This is a genomic window from Parapedobacter koreensis (genome assembly GCF_900109365.1).
In the GTDB taxonomy this organism is placed as follows: Bacteria; Bacteroidota; Bacteroidia; order Sphingobacteriales; family Sphingobacteriaceae; genus Parapedobacter; species Parapedobacter koreensis.
Window position 1 is genome coordinate 124,670 of record NZ_FNZR01000006.1, and the last position, 18,426, is coordinate 143,095.

Below are 18,426 nucleotides of genomic sequence, written 5' to 3' on the forward strand. Positions count from 1 at the left end.
TGTAATAATTCTTATACAATTAAACTAATCAATTATGGCGGTGTCAAAATCACACATTACAGTACAAATGACTAGGAATACTTGTACGCTTTTGTTATTCATGCTTGCTTTGGCAAATCCGATCGCTGCGCAGCGAAATAAGGGTAATGTCCAACAATCGTTGGATCGGGCTACGGCGATCGTTATTGATGGAAAGCTTGATGAATGGGGGGATACACTAGTCTATGAACATGCCACACAAAAGTTTCGTTACCATATCAAAAACGACGACAAAAATCTTTACATCGCCATGCGGGTGGTTGACAAGGATCGGCAGATGCAGATTTTTGCGCAAGGGCTTGCCTTTATGACCAATACCAAAGGCAAGAAAAGGGAGGGGCCCACGGTATATTTCCCTGTTGCGGATCGATTGGCTTTTCGTTCGATCATGTCGGCAGATAATGATAATCGTCCTGACGATATGCGAAAAGGCGCACTTGCGGCCATACGTGCTATTTACGTGATGCGATTTGAAGATGTGCTCGATGGGCAAATTTCGTTGGAAAACACCTATGGGATCCATGCCCAAGCCACGTTGGATACCGCAGATGCGCTGTGTGTCGAGATGGCGGTTCCGCTTGAGCGCTTGCGGGTGTCTGTCCAGGACGGCGATGAGCTGGCGTTCAATGTAAAGATTAATGGCGTGATGATACCCGGCAGCGGCAGCTCGGCGAGCACTATGAGACGGGGTTATGGCTATCCCTATGGTTATGGCTACGGCTATCCTTATGGTTATGGGCAGGCGATGCCGTCAAAGCCAAGAGAAGAACCCGGTGTATGGGTGGTGGCACCTTTAGCTAAAGAATAATTTTTATTTATCAATAATGACAATCATCAATCAATCAGGTATTAGACAAACAATTACAGTAGGTCTTTTGAGCATACTATTTACGTCGCTCAGCATTGTGGGGTTTTCCCAAACCAATAAACGGGTACTAGGTACATTAGGTAACCAGAATGGAGAACCCATCGTGGGTGCATCCATCAAGCTGGTGTCAGACCTTGATTCCGTGCAAACAAGTTCCGGTGTCGGCGGATTGTTTACCTTTAACAATATCAAGGGTGAACGTTTCACGCTCACGGTGACCAGCTTGGGTTTTGATACATTGCAACGGAGCTTTGCTTTTGAAGGCAAAAATGAATTGAAGACGCCCGTAAGCCTCAACGAATCGAGCCAAATGCTTGCGGAAGTATCCGTGACCGGTGTGGCACCCATCACGGTAAAAGAAGATACTTTGGAATACGCCACAAAAGATTTGCGGCTACGGGAAGGCGCGTTGGTAGAGGATGCCTTGAAAAAGTTGGACGGCGTAGAAGTAGATAAAGATGGCAACGTGACGGCACAAGGAGAGACCGTGACCCGCGCCCGCATCAATGGAAAGGACTTTTTCGGAGGGGATATCAAGGCAGCTATCCAGAACCTGCCTGCCGAGATCATTGAAAAGATACAGATTGTGGATGATTATGGCGATATGGCCAATGTTACCGGAAACCGTACGGGTGATCCGGAACGGGTATTGAACTTGGAAATAGCCCCTGAACGGAACAATGGTGATTTCGGTAATTTCCGTGTAGGCGGAGGTACGGAAGACCGCTACCAAGCAACAGGATCGTATGGCATGTTTAAGGAGGGGGTGCAACTGTCCGTACTGGGCAACCTGAATAACGTGAATGCCAACTTATTTGATTTCAATATCCGTAGCGGTGGTGCCCGGCGCGCTCCGGGTGGCGGTAGTTTTGGCCGTGGCTTTGGCGGCGGCGCCGGAATGGGCTTTGGCGGCCCGGGGTTTGGCGGAAACAACGGCCTCACCAATACCCAGTCAATCGGGCTGAATTACAGGCAGGACTTTAATGACAAACTCACCATGTATGGGGAATACAGCTTTGGCCATACCGACAATGCGACGTTGAGCAACGAACTTAGGGAAATCATCAGCCCGGACGCGAGTACGTATACGACAAGTAACATGGACAACGGCAGTATTGGCAATGATCATCGTTTTAGCTGGAATATCGAATATAAACCGGATGACAAGAATTATATTAAATTTTCACCGAACTTCACCTACCGGCAGAACCGTGCAAATAACCTGTCATTAAGCACCAATAGCCGGGGGCAATCGCTGATAAACGACCTGACCAATAGGCAGCTGGATAAATCGTATACGCCAAACTATGGTGCCAGCGGTTTATACAACCGGCGGTTGAGCGAAAAGGGGCGGAATATCTTCATCAACTTTTCATTAAATACGGCAAGCACAGAACAGGATCAGGAACGGATACTGAACACGTTGGTGTATGAAACAGCGGTAGAGGATTTGGAAAGTGTATACCAGCAGCACTTGATCAACCTGGATAACAAGAACCTGAATGGTGGTACGACGCTGTCTTATATCGAGCCGTTGGGCCAATACAGCAATTTGGAGGTGAGTTACGACTTCAATTTTGCATCGTATGATAATAACCGCCAAGCCAATGCGTACGATGCGACAGGGATAATTATCGACAATCCTAATTATAACAATAATCGGGCATATGATTACACGTTTTACACCCATCGGGGATCGCTTACCTACCGCTATCGCAACGATAAGTGGAATTACTCATTAGGTGTGGCAGCACAGCCCAATTTATTACGCGGAGGTGCAAACATCGACGGGCAGGCCATTCCCATCAATAGAAATGGATTCAACTGGATGCCCGTTGCCCGGGTAGAGTATGAAATGTCACGTACCAAACGATTCAATATTAATTACTCAGGGCGTGCCAATGAACCCGGTGTGACGCAGATACAACCCTTCACCGATTATTCCAATGCGAATGCGCCGGTAACGGGAAATCCGAATCTGTCTGCTGAATTTACGCATGAACTGCGCATTAACTACCGGAATTTCAATATCGGCGAGGGCAATTCCTTTTTTGTGGGCTTGACGGGTTCATTGGCTGAGGATAAGATTGTGACCAACCGGACTACCTTTTTGGATGATTCCATTGGCGTGGTGCAGGCCACGGAATACCTCAATACCAATGGATTCTACAATACGAGGGGCTTTTATAATTTTTCAAAACCCTTTGCAAACCGCACCTATACCTTATCGTTCAATGGTATGGTAGCGTACAACAACAACGTATCGTATACGACCTCGGAGCTAAATGACAATACAGGAGAGCCCTATTTCAATACAGCGCGGAATATTGCAAAAAACTGGGTGCTTTCGCAAGGTATTAATTTCAGGTACAACCCCAAAGAGACCATAGAAGTCACTCCGGGTGTAAGGTACACTTACAACACAACGCGTAATACGGTCACTTCGGGGAGCAACCGCGATGTGTCTACCTGGGCACTCACGTTGAATGGTTCGGCAAACCTTACGCCTACCTGGATATTCGGCGCCGATCTGGCAAAAACGAGCAATAATGGCTATACCAGTTCGGTGGGTGCCAATCCGATGATTATCAATGCGTATGTTGAGAAGCAGTTTTTCAAAGGGAGGAACGGTGCTATCCGTTTCCAGGCGTTTGACCTGCTCAACGAGCAGACCAGCATATCACGTAATGTCACGGAAAATATGATTGTGGATAGCCGGAGCAACCGGTTGGCCCGTTACTTCATGCTTTCGCTCACCTATCGATTCTCCAACTTCGCCGGAGGCAACATGTTTGACCGTCAGGGTGGCCCAGGAGGTCCGGGCGGGCCAGGTGGATGGGGCGGCGACCGGAGGTCCGGAGGCTTCTAAAAAACCTGCCGGGTTTTTAAAAACCCGGCAGGTTTTTTTATTATCTTGCGTGGCAATGGAATATGAGCTCATTCATCTGCCAAATGGCATCCGGGTAATCCTGCATCATGCTGCTTCTCCGGTATCCCATGTATGCATGATCATCAACGCTGGGGCACGGGATGAGGGAGAAGGCCACTACGGATTGGCTCACCTCATCGAACACCTCCTGTTTAAGCAAACGGAAAAACGCAATACGACACAGATATTGAATAGGTTGGAAGCTGTGGGCGGGGATCTCAATGCCTATACGACGAAAGAGTATACCTGCGTCCACGCGTCTTTCCTGTCGCCGTATTTGGCACGCGCGCTGGATCTTTTTGAAGATTTGTTTTTCCATTCTGTTTTTCCGGAAAATGAGCTGGAAAAGGAAAAAGGGGTGATCCTGGATGAGATGGCCTCGTATTGGGATAGCCCTGAAGAAGCTATCATGGATGATTTCGAGGATCAGCTTTTTCGGGGGCATGCATTGGGACATAACATCTTAGGTACGGTAGATGACCTCAAGCGGCTTGCCAAGGCGGACATTGTTGCATTCATCCAGCAGCATTATAATACGCATGAGACGATAATCGGTATCAGCGGTGATTATACCTGGAAAGAAACCAACGGTATCGTCACCCGGATCTTGGGTAAGATTCCGGAAAACCAACGCCGAAAAAGAAAATCATCTCCTGCCGAGCATGAAAATACCCATGTTGTCATTAAAAAACCCATTAATCAATCCCACTACGTCATGGGTGGCCTGGCCTATGACAACCATCACGAATATAAAACCGGGCTATTGCTGCTCAACAATATCTTAGGCGGGATGGGCATGAGCTCCCGGCTCAATCTCATTATACGCGAGAAACATGGGATCGCATATACCATCGAATCCAACTATACGCCGTTTTCGGATACGGGCTTGTTCCATGTCTATTTTGGAACGGATGAGGAAAAAGTGGACAAGGCTGCGCGGTTGGTGACGCGTGAACTGAAAAAAATGCGTGACCAGAAACTAGGGGTAATGCAACTTTACCAAGCAAAGAAGAAATTCAAAGGCCAAATTGCACTGGGGGAAGAAAACAGGCTTAATCTGATTATCACATTGGCCAAAAGTCTGCTGGATTACAGCCAAGTACAAACCTTGGCGGAGGTTTTTGCGAAAATCGACGCGGTAACGGCCGATCAATTGCTGGCTATTGCCAATGAGATATTTGCTGATGGGCATCTTTCCAGCTTGCGCTTTGTCCCGGAATAAGCAAGGACTTCATGCGGTTTTTTGATATCTTTGCCGATATTTTGTCACCTATATTAATTAAACTGAACAACAAATGAAGCACGCGTATATATTCCCCGGACAAGGAGCTCAATTCGTAGGGATGGGCAGCGATCTGTATAACCATAGTGAAGAAACAAGGTTTCTGTTTGAACAGGCCAATGAAATTTTGGGTTTCCGCATTACGGATGTAATGTTTGAAGGCACGGACGAGGATCTGAAACAAACCCGCGTGACCCAACCGGCGATTTTCCTGCATTCGGTTATCTTGGCGAACGTATTGGGCCGGGCATTTAATCCGGATATGGTGGCCGGACACTCATTGGGTGAATTTTCGGCCTTGGTGGCTGCGGGAGCATTGGGCTTCGAAGACGGCCTGCGGCTGGTCGCTGCGCGTGCGAATGCCATGCAAAAGGCCACCGAAATCCAACCTTCTACGATGGCTGCCATCCTGGGACTTGATGATTTCACCGTAGAAGACATTTGCCAGCGGGTGAGCGACGTGGTGGTGCCTGCTAACTACAACTGTCCGGGGCAACTGGTGATTTCAGGAACGATTGAAGGGGTGGATAAAGCTTGTGAACTGCTGCTGGAGGCAGGTGCGAAGCGCGCCCTGAAACTCAATGTAGGGGGGGCATTCCATTCTCCATTGATGGAAGCTGCTAAGGTAGAATTGCAGACAGCTATAGAGGCCACGACGATCAATGAACCGGTGTGCCCGGTATATCAGAACATCGATGCCAAGCCCTATAGGGATCCGGCGGCCATAAAGCGCAATTTGATCGAACAGCTTACAGGGCCGGTACGTTGGACGCAAACGGTCCTGCATATGATTGAAGATGGCGCTGCTTCATTTACGGAAGTAGGGCCTGGCAACGTATTGCAGGGATTGGTGAAAAAAATAAACCGCCAAGTGGAGACAGCCGCTGCGACCTTATAGGTCGAAAGCGGCTTTCACGTTGTCTACATAATCTAATTTTTCCCACGTAAACAGCTCCACATCCAGCGAAGTGGTTTCCCCATTGCTGTTTTCGAAGGTTTTGGTCACGGTTCGCGGTTCGCGTCCCATATGGCCATATGCTGCTGTTTCTGAATAAATCGGGCTGCGGAGCTTGAGCCGTGTTTCGATACCATAGGGTGTCATGTCAAACAGCTCCTGGATTTTAGCGGCAATTTCGCCATCTGACAGCCCCACTTTAGCTGTGCCATAGGTATTGACGTATATACCAATGGGGTCTTTTACACCGATGGCGTAGGAGATTTGGACTAAAAGTTCGTCAGCCACGCCTGCAGCCACTAAATTTTTGGCGATATGCCGGGTTGCATATGCCGCAGAGCGGTCTACTTTGGAAGGATCCTTACCAGAGAAGGCACCACCACCATGGCCACCTTTGCCACCATACGTATCGACAATGATCTTCCTGCCAGTCAGCCCGGTATCACCATGCGGTCCGCCGATTACGAATTTGCCGGTCGGATTGATGTGATATTTGATGCTGTCGGTGAAAAGCTGCTGCAGCTCCGGCTTCAATTGTGATTTTACCCTGGGCATGAGAATGTCAATGATATCCCGTTTGATTTTCTCAAGCATGGCAGCTTCGCTGTCAAACTCGTCATGTTGGGTGGATACGACAATGGCATCAATGCGGGTAGGTCGGTGATTATCGTCGTATTCAAGGGTTACCTGCGCCTTTGAGTCGGGCCTCAGGTATTTTATTTCGTCATTTTCACGGCGCAGTGCGGCAAGTTCGTAGAGCAACCTGTGTGCAAGGTCAAGGGCCAAAGGCATTAGATTTTCGGTTTCATTGTTTGCATAGCCAAACATGATCCCTTGATCCCCTGCACCTTGCTCCTGCTTTTCTTTACGGTCTACGCCTTGGTTGATATCCGGGGACTGCTCATGGATGGCAGAAAGGATTCCGCAGGAGTTGGCCTCAAACATGTATTCAGATTTGGTGTACCCGATGCGTTCGATCACTGAGCGCGCGATTTTGGGTACATCCAAGTATATTTTGGATTTAACTTCACCGGCAAGCACCACTTGTCCGGTGGTGACCAATGTTTCAATGGCAACGCGCGAATCCGGATCCCACGCCAGGAAGTTGTCAATAAGCGCATCTGAAATCTGATCAGCTATCTTATCTGGATGTCCTTCGGAAACGGATTCTGAAGTGAATAAATAAGGCATACCGTTATTGTTTTCTAATAATAAATAATATAATATTTAAATGGTTGAAATGGGGGAAAGCATGTTTTTAGCACTTTTTTACCGTGGTTGCAATCCTATGAAGGCTCTGGAGGGCTATCATATGCAAATCAATCCACATTTCACGCTGCAAAGCTACAATACTTTTGTTGTTTTCAAAATGGCGAGTTGCTAGATTCATCATTCGGGACAGGATGGTATTAAGTTTTTATAAATTGTTGCCATACCCAATAGAATATATCATTATTGCTGATACATTTGTGCTAATAAACACGCCAAATAGCATGGTGGAGAAGAAGCGTATTTTATTTATTATTAATCCGATATCGGGCGGTAAGAAGAAAAAAGGGGTCGAGAAGGTCGTGCTGGAAGATCTTGATTTAGCACAATATGATCCTGAATTTGTCTTTACGGAATGTGTAGGCCATGCTAACGAGCTGGCGGCAAAGGCTGTAGCTGACGAGCTGGATGTCGTGGTAGCGGTGGGCGGAGACGGTACAATCAATGAAATTGCATCTGCCCTGAACGGTACCGGTACCGCATTGGGCGTGATTCCAGAAGGATCGGGCAATGGCTTGGCGCTATACTTGGGTATACCGCTCAATGAACGGGCAGCCGTGCGGCGATTGAATCGGTTTGAGCCGATGAAGATTGACAGCGGTGTCATCAATGGCTTGCCCTTTTTCAATATGGCCGGTATCGGGTTCGATGCTTCGGTAAGTGATCGGTTTGCCAATGACTCGCTTCGGGGGCCTATCGGATACTTAAAGGCGGTATTAGCCGAAATAAGTACCTATAAACCAGCGCGATGTGTGTTGGATATTGATGGAAAAATAGTTGAACGCGAGGCCTTTATGATAAGTGTTGCTAATTCGCCGCAGTATGGCAATAATGCATATGTTGCCCCGCAGGCATCCGTGACCGATGGCATATTGGATGTATGCATCGTCCATAAATTCCCGTTATATACGATTCCCATGATGGTGTTTCACCTGTTTAACAAGACGGCTGACCAATCGGAGTACGTAGAAATCATCCCCGGTCGGCAGATCCGTATCGAACGGGAATGTGCAGGGGCTGTACATGTGGATGGCGAACCGAAGGAAATGGGAGCCGTATTGGATATTGCTGTGAATCCTGGGTCATTGATTATCCTTTGTTGAGCCACCGTATCAATTTTGACGTTAAACGTAATTTATTCATAAAATAATCGTTTACTAAAGCATGAAGAAGAAACAGCGGTATAGCGGTGTGGTATATTCCACGGATGAAACATTCGCATACCACGTAGAAGAGGAATTTAAAGAAGAATCGACACCACCCAAGAGTAAGCAGAATCTGCGCGTTATGCTGGATAAGAAGATGCGGGGCGGGAAGATGGTGACACTTGTCAAAGGCTTCGTAGGTACATCGGAAGATTTGGAAGTGTTGGGTAAATTGCTAAAGCAGAAATGCGGCGTAGGAGGGAGCACCAAAGAGGGCGAAATCATCATTCAGGGTGATTTTAGGCAACGTATATTGCAGTTGCTGACGGATGAAGGGTATCGCGCTAAATTGGCAGGTGGGTGACGGCAACCTAATCGGAAGTAACAAAAAAAATATAATTGAGATTAAAAGCAGGTAGGCGTATCTTGGTTAACTTGTTTATAACTAATCACTTGTGGGTTGATCGACCGAAAGATTAAGGAGCCCATCAATGTTTGAACGCTGTTATACACTACCCAATCACTATTTATTTGAATGTTTAATTTGCAATTACAAAAAAAAATAGTTTTCATTGTAAAAAAATTGCTTTTGGATTACAGAAGTGATGTTTGTTTAGGGTGTGTTGATGCTGCTGCTGCGCACTCCTGGTAAGTAAAGAAGTTTAACTAAACAATTATTGACAAAGATTTTGTTTTTAGTATAAAACACTATATTTGCTTTGACCATTTTGATGGTTAATAAAGCATTAAATTGCACAATTTACTTAAAAATCATATTTAACAACGTTAAAATCTAAAAATTCAAAAAAAATGGCAAACGCACCAAAAACAAGTACAGCAAAAAAGGAAAAGAGCAATTCAACATCCAATGTTTTTGCAAGTCTAGCAATTATCTTTTGTTTCATTATCGGCGCATTGGTTTGGAGATTCATTATGGGAGATCCGAATAACTTCGTGGATGGCAACCCTGAAAACCGTCCTGTAGAAGGTAACTACCTTGGGATGGTATACCATGCTGGATTTGTAGTACCGGTATTGTTGGGATTATTCCTGATGGTATGGGTGTTCGCAGTTGAGCGTTTCATCGTGATCAGCCGGGCTTCTGGAAAAGGCAATGTGGGTAACTTCGTGCGGAAAATCCAATCGCTTATCGGCGGAGGCAACATTGATTCGGCTATCTCAGAATGCGACAAGCAACAAGGATCGGTAGCAAACGTGATTAAAGCAGGCTTGTTGAAATACAAGGATGTATCGGCAAATCCTGGCCTTGATACAGAACAAGCTACCGTGGCTATCCAAAAGGAAATCGAAGAAGCTACTGCGCTGGAAATGCCGATGCTTGAAAAAAACCTGACTATCATGGCTACCTTGGTATCCATCGGTACATTGACGGGGCTGTTGGGTACGGTAACCGGGATGATCAAGGCCTTCTCCGCATTGGCAACAGGTGGTGCTCCGGATTCAGCTCAATTGGCAAACGGTATCTCTGAAGCACTTATCAATACGGCAACGGGTATCGCAACATCGGCAATTGCCATCGTTTTCTACAATATCTTCACTTCTAAGATCGATACGTTGACTTATTCGATTGATGAGGCTGGTTTCTCTATTGTACAGACTTACGCAGCTACGCACAAATAGTAAAAAATTTCATCCGGTTTATGGAATACCGGATGGAAGTGCATCTTATCAATAAGTAAGCAATTAAAATTACACTAATTATGCCAAGGGTAAAAGTTAAAAGAGCAAGTACGACGATAGACATGACGGCAATGTGCGATGTGTCATTCCTACTGCTTACGTTTTTTATATTGACGGCCACAGCCCGGCAGCCCGAACCATTGCAGGTGGATACACCCGCTTCGGTGACACAGGTAAAACTGCCAGACGATGATTTGGGATTGATCACTATAGGTGACGGGGGCAAAGTTTTCTTTGGCGTGGTAAATAGGAATGCACGTGGCAGGATGCTCGAACTCATGTCAGAAAAGTATGCTATCCCGTTTACTCCAGAGGAAAAGGCTGAATTTTCGACGATGGAAAGTTTTGGTGTACCAATAGGTAGCCTGAAACAGCTCATCAATCTCGGCCCCAACGACCGGGTAAGGCCCGGACTGCAGCCAGGTATTCCCGTTGACTCTACTGATGCGCTCGGCAATGAGTTGTACCACTGGATTTATTCGGCCCGTGTAGCAACAAAGGAGTTGAAGAATGCCGAGATGAGGGTGTCAATAAAAGGGGATGCTGAAGAGAAGTACCCCGAGATCAAGAAGGTAATCGATGTATTGCAAAGCCAAAAGGTGAATAAGTTTAGCTTGATCACCAGTCTCCGCGCCGGAGAAGAATTGTAGGCAATACGGTTTTAATAGCATAAAGGATATAAAAAAATGGCAGAATTAAATACCGGTGGTAAGCAGCAGCCGAGAGTGGACTTGACAGCCATGGTGGACTTGGCGTTTCTCTTGATCACGTTTTTCATGCTTACCACTTCCATCAACAAACCCAATGCCATGGACGTGGCTATGCCAGATAAGAACGATGAAGATCCGGAAGATAGGCTTGAGGTCGCCGATACCCGAACATTGACGTTGTTGCTCGGTAGCAATAATAAGGTTGAGTGGTATCATGGCGATTATAGCAACCCGATTGAAGGACCTGAAATCGTAGATTATGGCAAAGATGGGATTCGGCCTGTCTTGATGAAGAAGATGGAGCAAATAAGTCAGCAGACCGGGAAGGATCTGATTATTGTGATACGTCCCAGTGAAAAGTCCACACACCGCAATTTGGTGGATATCTTGGATGAAATGAATATCATCAAAGCGCCGATTTATATGATTGGTACCATCAGTGATCCGGAGATAGAAGTGTTGCAGCGGGATAATTTGTATAATGATTGATGAATAACCACATAATACGATAGCTATGATAGGTTCAAAATTAGATATTTTTAAGAAAGAATGGCTCGATGTGGTATTTGACGGTCGGAACAAGACTTACGGTGCATACGATCTCCGTAAGTTGTCACCGAGGGCTACCAATATCGGGTTGTTTTCGGCTTCCGTTGCGTTTGTACTTCTACTCATGTCACCGGCTATTGCCCGGTGGATAGGAATAGACTTAGGTGGGAGCGAACCAACGGAGCAAATCATTGAGACCGAGGTGGTGCTCTCTGAGCCACCACCGGTGAACGAGGAGGAACCTCCTCCCCCTCCACCGGTAGAGCCTCCTCCTCCTCGCGTGGATCAGGTACGGATGCCCGAACCAAAGGTTGTCCCTGCCGAACAAGTACAGGATGAAGAGCCACCCACGGTTGAACAGCTTAAGTTGGCTGATCCCGGGTCAAAAACAATTGAAGGCGATCCGAATGCCGAAATCCGAATCGATTTGCCGGTGGGCGAAGGTGAGATAGATGCAGAGGTGACGGAATCGAGCAGTGACCAGATCTTCCAGTCGGTGGAGATTAACCCGGAACCACCGGGGGGATTGAAATCGTTCATGGAGTGGGTAGGTAAAAACTATGATTACCCACAGGCAGCTATTGAAGCTGGCGTGAATGGACAAGTTCAGATTTCGTTCGTAGTAGAACGCGACGGAAGCCTGACGGATATCCGGGTGGTAAGGGATTTGAAATACGGCACTGGAGAAGCAGCGTTGAAGTTGCTGCAGAAGGCACCTAAGTGGAGCCCGGGTATTCAGAATGGGCGGCCGGTGCGTGTCGCTTATACATTGCCCATCCGACTTAATCTTCAACAGTAGATAAACGCTGGTGTCAAGATACTACAGGGATAATAATGGCAGACAGAAATCGCCCACCAAGCGGTTTCTGTCTGTTTTGGGGCTATTTATGTTTGGTTTTTACTTTGCATTGGGCCTGATAATCATTTTTTGGAAGGATTTTCCGCTTGAATTAAGTAGTACCGTGCGTACACTGTTTGGAATATTATTGGTGGTCTATTCTTTTTTTCGTTTTGTCCGGCTTTTGCAAAATCGATAGGCAGGAACAATTAGTTTTAAAAAAAACGTGATATTTTTTCATAACAATGAAAAAATTTGTATTATTACCCCTCATTTCTTGCATTCTTGCTTTATTATGGGCATGCGGGGGTCGTCAGTCCGATGAAAAGCGGACGATAGTGAGTGGACGATTGCAGGTTTTGACAGATGAGACGTTGCTTCCTATTATGGAGGAGCAAGTGGCCGTGTTTGAGCATCTGTACGACCGAACAGAAGTAGCCTTGGCGAGTGCACAGGAAAACCAGATCGTCAGCAAGCTTTTGAACAAAGAAGTGGAGGTGGTCGTTTTAACAAGACTGTTGACTGAAGAAGAAAATGCGTTCTTTAAAGCGCGGAAATTTGCGCCCCGGATATACAAATTTGCAACAGATGCCGTGACCTTTGTGGTCAATAAGCAGGTCTCCGACTCTACCATTACGGTGGATCGTATCACGGAGATTATGAAAGGCAACGCGGGTGATGGACCGTTAAACAGGTTGGTATTTGACAATCCCAATTCAAGTACCGTGCGGCTGCTGAAAGAACTGGCTGGTGTGGATACGTTGCCTGCGACGGGTGTTTATGCATTGAAATCAAATGCTGACGTGCTCAAATATGTATACGAAACGCCGCAATCTGTGGGAGTGGTGGGGATTAATTGGGTGGTAAGGCCTGATAGCAGCACAAGGAAGTATGTCGAAGGGATTAAAGTCTTGGCTGTGAAAGGTCAGGAAGGTAAGATCGGTAGCGGAGGCTATTATAAACCCTCCCAAACAAACTTGGCGGATAGTCTATACGCGCTTGCTCGCCCGGTTTACATCATCAATGCAGAGCCACGGAAAAGTTTAGGCATGGGCTTTGCAGCTTTTTTGACAGGAGAGTCTGGTCAGCGGGTGATTTTGAAGTCCGGATTGATGCCGGATAGTGTACCGCCCAGGGAATTGATTATCAGATAGTAAATAAAGGTTGAACACTAAATAAAATGAAAATGATGAAAAAAGCAATGATATGGGGTATATCCCTTGCTTTTGTGGTTACGGGAGTACGTGCGCAGAGCTTGGACGATGCGAAGAAGGCGATTGATGCCGAGCAATTTGCCCAGGCCAAAGGAATGTTAGAGACACTTGTAAGTAACAAGCCCAAGGATGGAGTGAATTACTTTTATTTAGGGCTTGTGTATATACACAATGAGCACTTGGATTCCGCGTTGAACGTTTTTAATCAAGGTTTAACAGCGGATCCTAAAGGTAATTTGAACAAAGTGGGGCAGGGAATTGTGGACTTATACAAAGAAAATGGTAGTGCGGCTGCTACCAAGTTTGCAGAGGCCACTGCGGGATTGAAACGGAAAGACTATCTGGAGCTTTACCACATTGGACGTGCCTATATTGATGCACCGCAACCCGATTACCAAAAGGCTGTGGAATACCTTGACCAAGCTAAAGCCAAAAACAGCGAGGATCCGTTGGTTCCGCTGGCACTGGGCGACGCTTATTTTGGATTGGAAAACCCCAGCCAGGCTTATGTAAATTACCGTAATGCTACGGTACTTGATAATACGCTTACGCGTGCACGTGTACAGATGCAAGTTATCACGAGAGGTTCACATGCTTGGCAGGAAGCTATCGATGGATTGAAACAGATCGCCACCGAGGTTCCTGACTATGCACCAACCTATCGCGAATTGGCAGAGACCTATCATGCTTGGGCTAATACGGCTACTGCGATAGATGACTACAATGCCCGCAACAAGGAAGCCGTTGAGTTTTACAAGCAATACATGGATAAAACGGATTACACTGTGGAATCTCGTATTCGCTATGCGGACTTTTTGGTTTACGTGAAAGATTATACGGAATTGCAAGCGCAAGCTGCTGAATTGGCGCAATTAGAAGATGTAAATCCAAAGGTATTGCGTTATTTGGGCTATTCAGCTTATGAGAACAAACAATATCAGGAAAGCAAAGAAGCGTTGGACAAATTGTTTACCCGCATGGAGGCTGAGCGGATCATTCCACTCGATTATTTGCATCTCGGATTGACTGATGTGAATATTGCAACTGCTAACGATGCCGTTGATGAAGCGGTCTTTAATGACGGTATTGCGCAGCTAAAAAAGGCAGTAGAGTTGGATTCTTCCATTGCGGATGACCTACATGAAGTAGGCATGGATCTTGTTACCAATAAAAAGAAGTATGCATTGGCAGCTAAGGTGTTTGAAATACCTGCCGCTACGCCTACTTCCCGGAATTATGTCTTTGACAATTTCTATGTTGGCTTTGCTACCTATTATGGTGTGGCAACCAAACAGTTGGCCGAAGAGCCAGCCCGCACCGAATGGCTGCAGAAAGCTGATACAGCGCTCGGACTGGTTATCGAAAAGGCACCGACTACTCAGGATGCTTACCTGTTCAGGGCGAATGTAAATAACCTGTTGGATGATCCTGAAAACCCGAAAGGGCTTGCCGAACCCTATTTCTTGAAATACATCGAAATGGTGAAGGAAAAAGGGGATAGCGAAGTTCAGAAGAATAAAAATAGGCTGGTTGACGCGTACAGCACCATCGCTGTAGTGAGCGTAAAAAGAGGGGAATACCAGAAGGGAAGAGACCTGATCGGTGAAATCCTGAAGCTTGACCCTGAGAACGCTTGGGCGAAACAAACATTGCAATACTTGGAGCAGGAGTCAGCTGCTTCAACGGGTGGTACCACTGGCCAATAAGGCTGCCAGCTGTTTACGCTTAATAAAAAAAATGTTATAAAGCGCTAATTTTTAAAATTAGCGCTTTATTTTTTAGCTTTGTCGCATCTTAAATGATACAAGATATGGAACCAGCAATACAAAATATGCCCAACGATTACCTCCCCATTTTAATCCAATTTGGCGTGGCCACCTTATTTTCCGTTGGTGTGATTCTATTGACCCATTTCATCGGGCCAAAGGTGAAAACGGAGACCAAACTCGGTTCATTTGAGTCTGGTATAGAGGTCGTCGGGAATGCAAGGCAACCTTTTTCAATCAAGTACTTTATTGTGGCCATTTTGTTTGTAATTTTTGACATCGAGGTTATCTTTATGTACCCATGGGCGGTGAATTTCCGCGAATTTGGCTTGTCCGGTTTGATTGAAATGTTTGTGTTTATGGCATTGCTTCTTCTGGGCTTTATCTATGTGCTGAAAAAACGTGTATTGGATTGGGAATAGTAGCTTTTAGATGTTCTAAATAATATAATTGACCTTTTAAAAGGGCAAGATATTGTAGAATTGTACCCATCAGTGTGTAAACTGATGGTTTTTTTTGTATTAAAAAGGTAAGGGGTTAGCAATGAGTGATATAAAAATGGCGAAAGTTCCTCTCCGACGTCATCGAATCAGCCCACCGAACGATCATCCAAAAGAAACTTAGCAGGTCCAGCAGCGTTGACAGTCAAGGATGCTTATGACGTGCTGAATATCAGATCGATTAATATCGGTTGAGATTGGAACAAAATTATCTAACTCATTAAAGACCCTGCAAGGCCGATAAGGAACATGTCGCCATGGCAAAATGATAGCCCACCGTGAAAGGTTGGTGTACTCCTTGTCCAAAAGATAGATGAGAATCTGGTCACGTCCCAATACCGGTATGAGGTGTAAAAAACATCTTGTAAATAAAAAAATATTATAATATTTTTTTATTTACAAGATGTTTTGCTTACTTTAGTTGAGTTATCTCATGCATAAACAAATAAAAACCTAATTGTGTCTGTTGTTTTAGATATTTTTTATTTATAATAACTAAAATATCCGCAATTTACTGGCCGACTGTCGAATGTAGGACTACATCTGCATGATTATCCAAATACAATAACTAAAAATCAGGAAAATCGCGGGAATGTAAGGATCTATGGTTTTTTACGTTATCCCAAGCAATAATAACGGTTGGCTATTGTCTTTAAATTAAGGTATGTTGTTCTAATAACAATAACGGGAAGTGCTTTCGTCGGACAAACCGAAACAGCGACGTTAAACTACTGAAAGTAAGTGTAATCTTAATTAAATGTCATGAAAAAAAAAGTCTTATTTTACAGTGTACTCGGGCTAATTTTAGCGGGCTCGGTTTCTTTAGCAACAGTGGAAAACGCTCAAGTTTCTGATGTTATAGCAGTAGCATCATCTGATAACTCTAGTGAAATGTATCCCAACTCGGATGAAAGATTGAGGGAAATTGCCGAGCATGGAGAGGAGACGGGTGAAGAGGTTTTACCTGAAGAGGCTTTTCCATATTAAAAAGTGACTGCCATATTAATAGCTGTAGATTTTTCTGCAGCTATTTTTGTTTACAAAACAACCAGGGGGCACATCGTTGAAAATAGCAGAAAAATACTTGATATGTATTATATTGGTTATTGTAGCATTAATCCAATTATATCACTCACAGTTTGATAGGTTAACCCCATGGAAAGGTGGGGGATTTGGAATGTTTTCCACCAATAAAAGGGCAAATATCACTGTCGTTGGATACGCTTCTAACGGTGATTCTTTGATAATAAAAGTAGTTGCGAGTAACCTTGATGTACCTATTTCCAAAAGTTTTCTCAGTTCTACTAATAATTTTCCAACGAAAAGAAAATTAGAAAAACTAGGCCATTTGATCGTTAATTCACATCTTAGCCCTGTAAAATTAGAAATTCCCAATAATATTGATAGCACAAGTGCAGCCATTATACAAAGAAATCAAAGATTTTACGATACGATATATTTGCCAAAATACTATCAGAGCCCAGAAATTGCTAAGTCGGAAAACGCAATCAAAGTTGATAGCGTAAAAATTACACTATATGAAACAGATTTTTTTGAAGAAGGCTTCCTGTTTAAGAAGCGATTTTTGGATGAAATACAAGCGGCAAAATTGGTTGATAAGTTAAAATAATATGGCATATAGGATACTCTCATTGGTTAAGTTTAATGTAACTCCCAATTCTTCATTTGAAGATTTAATTCTAAAATTTTCTTTAATACTCTTGGTTCTGGATGGGAGTACTGGTTGGGGATTAGATGTTTTTATGAGAATAATATGCGTGTTAATGTTAGCTTTTAACAAGTATACTTCAAACAAGTTCCTTTGGCTATTAATAGCGATTCTATTACTTTTTTTTAACAGTCTCCAGTTTTATAATATCGACAACCATAAAATACTATTCGTTTATTGGGTTTTATTAATAACAGTTTATTTGTGGACAAACAAAGACATCGAATATCTTAGACTGAATTCAAAGTTGTTGATAGGCTTGGTCATGTTTTTTGCAGCTTTTCAGAAAATTATTAATGAATTTACTGTTCCGGGATTTTTACATGGTTCCTTCCTTATCGATGGAAGGTTTATGTTAATTACCCACTTTATTACAGATGTCCCATATCAAGAACTTCTTAACAATAGAAATTCTACTGCGACATTGAGTTATTTACCAATAAACAATAGTAATGTAACTCTTACTTCTTCTACTTATATGGGTAATTTACTTTATACTTTTCAAATTTTTGGCTTAATATATGAGGGGCTAGTTGCATCACTTTTTTTGTTCAGCAAAAAAGAGAGTGTAATCAAAGATATAGCATTAGTAACATTTTGCGTTGGAACTTACTTTATCTTTCCTGTTATAGGCTTCAGTTCAATACTTTTAATATTAGGCATTTCTCAAAGCAATGTGAAATTCAGAAAATACTACATTTTTACATTCATACTTCTCCAGTTTATAATCGTTCCATGGCAAGAACTAATATTTTATTTTAAAAACTCATTTTAGAATGAGCGTTAGAGCTTTTTTTTTTATGATCACTTTCAGTATTATCATTTTATTCTTTGGATGTAATACAAGAGTAAGTTCGTGTTCTTTGACAAATGATGAGGCCATTAGTGAAATAGGAAAGATTAAAAGACTTTTAAGCGAACGGTCACCTTTT

At 44.2% G+C, this 18,426-nt stretch carries 18 protein-coding genes; 16 read left to right on the forward strand and 2 right to left on the reverse strand.

Annotated features, from left to right (window positions below; translation table 11 throughout):
* The first annotated feature begins 109 nt into the window (after positions 1-109).
* The 4 genes from BMW65_RS15300 (at position 110) to fabD (ending at position 6,016) form a co-directional block, all read left to right on the forward strand.
* Complete coding sequence (locus tag BMW65_RS15300; protein WP_143053899.1) at positions 110-847, forward strand: hypothetical protein; 738 nt, start codon at positions 110-112, stop codon at positions 845-847.
* A gap of 67 nt (positions 848-914) precedes the next feature.
* Positions 915-3,776, forward strand: coding sequence for an outer membrane beta-barrel protein (locus BMW65_RS15305; protein WP_177181151.1), 2,862 nt, complete (start codon positions 915-917; stop codon positions 3,774-3,776).
* A 55-nt stretch (positions 3,777-3,831) separates the two neighbouring features.
* Complete coding sequence (locus BMW65_RS15310) at positions 3,832-5,058, forward strand: M16 family metallopeptidase (protein WP_090606665.1); 1,227 nt, start codon at positions 3,832-3,834, stop codon at positions 5,056-5,058.
* 73 nt (positions 5,059-5,131) lie between these two features.
* Complete coding sequence (fabD, locus tag BMW65_RS15315) at positions 5,132-6,016, forward strand: ACP S-malonyltransferase (RefSeq protein ID WP_090606666.1); 885 nt, start codon at positions 5,132-5,134, stop codon at positions 6,014-6,016.
* On the opposite strand, the gene metK is transcribed toward fabD, so the two are convergent.
* Positions 6,011-7,264 (reverse strand): methionine adenosyltransferase, encoded by a 1,254-nt coding sequence (gene metK, locus BMW65_RS15320; RefSeq protein WP_090606668.1) that lies wholly within the window; start codon positions 7,262-7,264, stop codon positions 6,011-6,013. The genes fabD and metK overlap by 6 nt on opposite strands.
* A 302-nt stretch (positions 7,265-7,566) precedes the next feature.
* Between metK and BMW65_RS15325 the strand changes: the two genes are divergently transcribed.
* A complete protein-coding gene (locus BMW65_RS15325) occupies positions 7,567-8,445 on the forward strand; it encodes a diacylglycerol/lipid kinase family protein (protein ID WP_090606905.1) in 879 nt (292 codons plus the stop codon).
* A 61-nt stretch (positions 8,446-8,506) separates the two neighbouring features.
* On the forward strand, positions 8,507-8,851 hold the full coding sequence (locus BMW65_RS15330; RefSeq protein ID WP_090606669.1) for a translation initiation factor: 345 nt from the start codon (positions 8,507-8,509) through the stop codon (positions 8,849-8,851).
* Between the two features lie 400 nt (positions 8,852-9,251).
* On the opposite strand, the gene BMW65_RS24590 is transcribed toward BMW65_RS15330, so the two are convergent.
* Positions 9,252-9,392, reverse strand: a complete 141-nt coding sequence (locus tag BMW65_RS24590; protein ID WP_245747660.1) for a hypothetical protein — start codon at positions 9,390-9,392, stop codon at positions 9,252-9,254.
* A 28-nt stretch (positions 9,393-9,420) separates the two neighbouring features.
* Between BMW65_RS24590 and BMW65_RS15335 the strand changes: the two genes are divergently transcribed.
* The 10 genes from BMW65_RS15335 to BMW65_RS15385 all read left to right on the forward strand — a co-directional run bounded on the left by BMW65_RS15335 (position 9,421) and on the right by BMW65_RS15385 (position 18,269).
* Entirely contained in the window at positions 9,421-10,128 is a 708-nt protein-coding gene (locus BMW65_RS15335) for a MotA/TolQ/ExbB proton channel family protein (protein ID WP_245747661.1), read from the forward strand.
* An 80-nt stretch (positions 10,129-10,208) separates the two neighbouring features.
* Positions 10,209-10,838 (forward strand): ExbD/TolR family protein, encoded by a 630-nt coding sequence (locus BMW65_RS15340; RefSeq protein ID WP_090606672.1) that lies wholly within the window; start codon positions 10,209-10,211, stop codon positions 10,836-10,838.
* Positions 10,839-10,874: 36 nt separating this feature from the next.
* Complete coding sequence (locus BMW65_RS15345) at positions 10,875-11,387, forward strand: ExbD/TolR family protein (protein WP_090606674.1); 513 nt, start codon at positions 10,875-10,877, stop codon at positions 11,385-11,387.
* 25 nt (positions 11,388-11,412) lie between these two features.
* Positions 11,413-12,246 (forward strand): energy transducer TonB, encoded by an 834-nt coding sequence (locus BMW65_RS15350; protein ID WP_090606675.1) that lies wholly within the window; start codon positions 11,413-11,415, stop codon positions 12,244-12,246.
* 284 nt (positions 12,247-12,530) lie between these two features.
* Positions 12,531-13,439 (forward strand): PstS family phosphate ABC transporter substrate-binding protein, encoded by a 909-nt coding sequence (locus BMW65_RS15360; RefSeq protein WP_090606678.1) that lies wholly within the window; start codon positions 12,531-12,533, stop codon positions 13,437-13,439.
* A gap of 32 nt (positions 13,440-13,471) precedes the next feature.
* A complete protein-coding gene (locus tag BMW65_RS15365; RefSeq protein ID WP_143053900.1) occupies positions 13,472-15,205 on the forward strand; it encodes a tetratricopeptide repeat protein in 1,734 nt (577 codons plus the stop codon).
* A 104-nt stretch (positions 15,206-15,309) separates the two neighbouring features.
* Positions 15,310-15,687, forward strand: a complete 378-nt coding sequence (locus BMW65_RS15370) for an NADH-quinone oxidoreductase subunit A (RefSeq protein WP_090606908.1) — start codon at positions 15,310-15,312, stop codon at positions 15,685-15,687.
* Positions 15,688-16,527: 840 nt separating this feature from the next.
* The gene (locus BMW65_RS15375; protein WP_090606681.1) at positions 16,528-16,752 is read left to right on the forward strand and encodes a hypothetical protein; all 225 of its coding nucleotides are present in this window, start codon (positions 16,528-16,530) and stop codon (positions 16,750-16,752) included.
* Between the two features lie 76 nt (positions 16,753-16,828).
* A complete protein-coding gene (locus tag BMW65_RS15380) occupies positions 16,829-17,395 on the forward strand; it encodes a hypothetical protein (protein WP_090606682.1) in 567 nt (188 codons plus the stop codon).
* Between the two features lies 1 nt (position 17,396).
* A complete protein-coding gene (locus BMW65_RS15385; protein ID WP_090606684.1) occupies positions 17,397-18,269 on the forward strand; it encodes a hypothetical protein in 873 nt (290 codons plus the stop codon).
* Positions 18,270-18,426: the final 157 nt, after the last annotated feature.

Excerpts from the sequence above, each read along its gene's own strand:
- BMW65_RS15340 (WP_090606672.1), top strand. The coding sequence starts at position 10,209 with ATGCCAAGGGTAAAAGTTAAAAGAGCAAGTACGACGATAGACATGACG.
- BMW65_RS15370 (WP_090606908.1), top strand. The coding sequence starts at position 15,310 with ATGGAACCAGCAATACAAAATATGCCCAACGATTACCTCCCCATTTTA.
- BMW65_RS15375 (WP_090606681.1), top strand. The coding sequence starts at position 16,528 with ATGAAAAAAAAAGTCTTATTTTACAGTGTACTCGGGCTAATTTTAGCG.
- metK (WP_090606668.1), bottom strand. The coding sequence starts at position 7,264 with ATGCCTTATTTATTCACTTCAGAATCCGTTTCCGAAGGACATCCAGAT.
- BMW65_RS15325 (WP_090606905.1), top strand. The coding sequence starts at position 7,567 with ATGGTGGAGAAGAAGCGTATTTTATTTATTATTAATCCGATATCGGGC.
- BMW65_RS15335 (WP_245747661.1), top strand. The coding sequence starts at position 9,421 with ATGGGAGATCCGAATAACTTCGTGGATGGCAACCCTGAAAACCGTCCT.
- BMW65_RS15310 (WP_090606665.1), top strand. The coding sequence starts at position 3,832 with ATGGAATATGAGCTCATTCATCTGCCAAATGGCATCCGGGTAATCCTG.
- BMW65_RS15385 (WP_090606684.1), top strand. The coding sequence starts at position 17,397 with ATGGCATATAGGATACTCTCATTGGTTAAGTTTAATGTAACTCCCAAT.
- BMW65_RS15330 (WP_090606669.1), top strand. The coding sequence starts at position 8,507 with ATGAAGAAGAAACAGCGGTATAGCGGTGTGGTATATTCCACGGATGAA.
- BMW65_RS24590 (WP_245747660.1), bottom strand. The coding sequence starts at position 9,392 with ATGAAACAAAAGATAATTGCTAGACTTGCAAAAACATTGGATGTTGAA.
- BMW65_RS15345 (WP_090606674.1), top strand. The coding sequence starts at position 10,875 with ATGGCAGAATTAAATACCGGTGGTAAGCAGCAGCCGAGAGTGGACTTG.
- BMW65_RS15350 (WP_090606675.1), top strand. The coding sequence starts at position 11,413 with ATGATAGGTTCAAAATTAGATATTTTTAAGAAAGAATGGCTCGATGTG.
- BMW65_RS15360 (WP_090606678.1), top strand. The coding sequence starts at position 12,531 with ATGAAAAAATTTGTATTATTACCCCTCATTTCTTGCATTCTTGCTTTA.
- BMW65_RS15365 (WP_143053900.1), top strand. The coding sequence starts at position 13,472 with ATGATGAAAAAAGCAATGATATGGGGTATATCCCTTGCTTTTGTGGTT.
- fabD (WP_090606666.1), top strand. The coding sequence starts at position 5,132 with ATGAAGCACGCGTATATATTCCCCGGACAAGGAGCTCAATTCGTAGGG.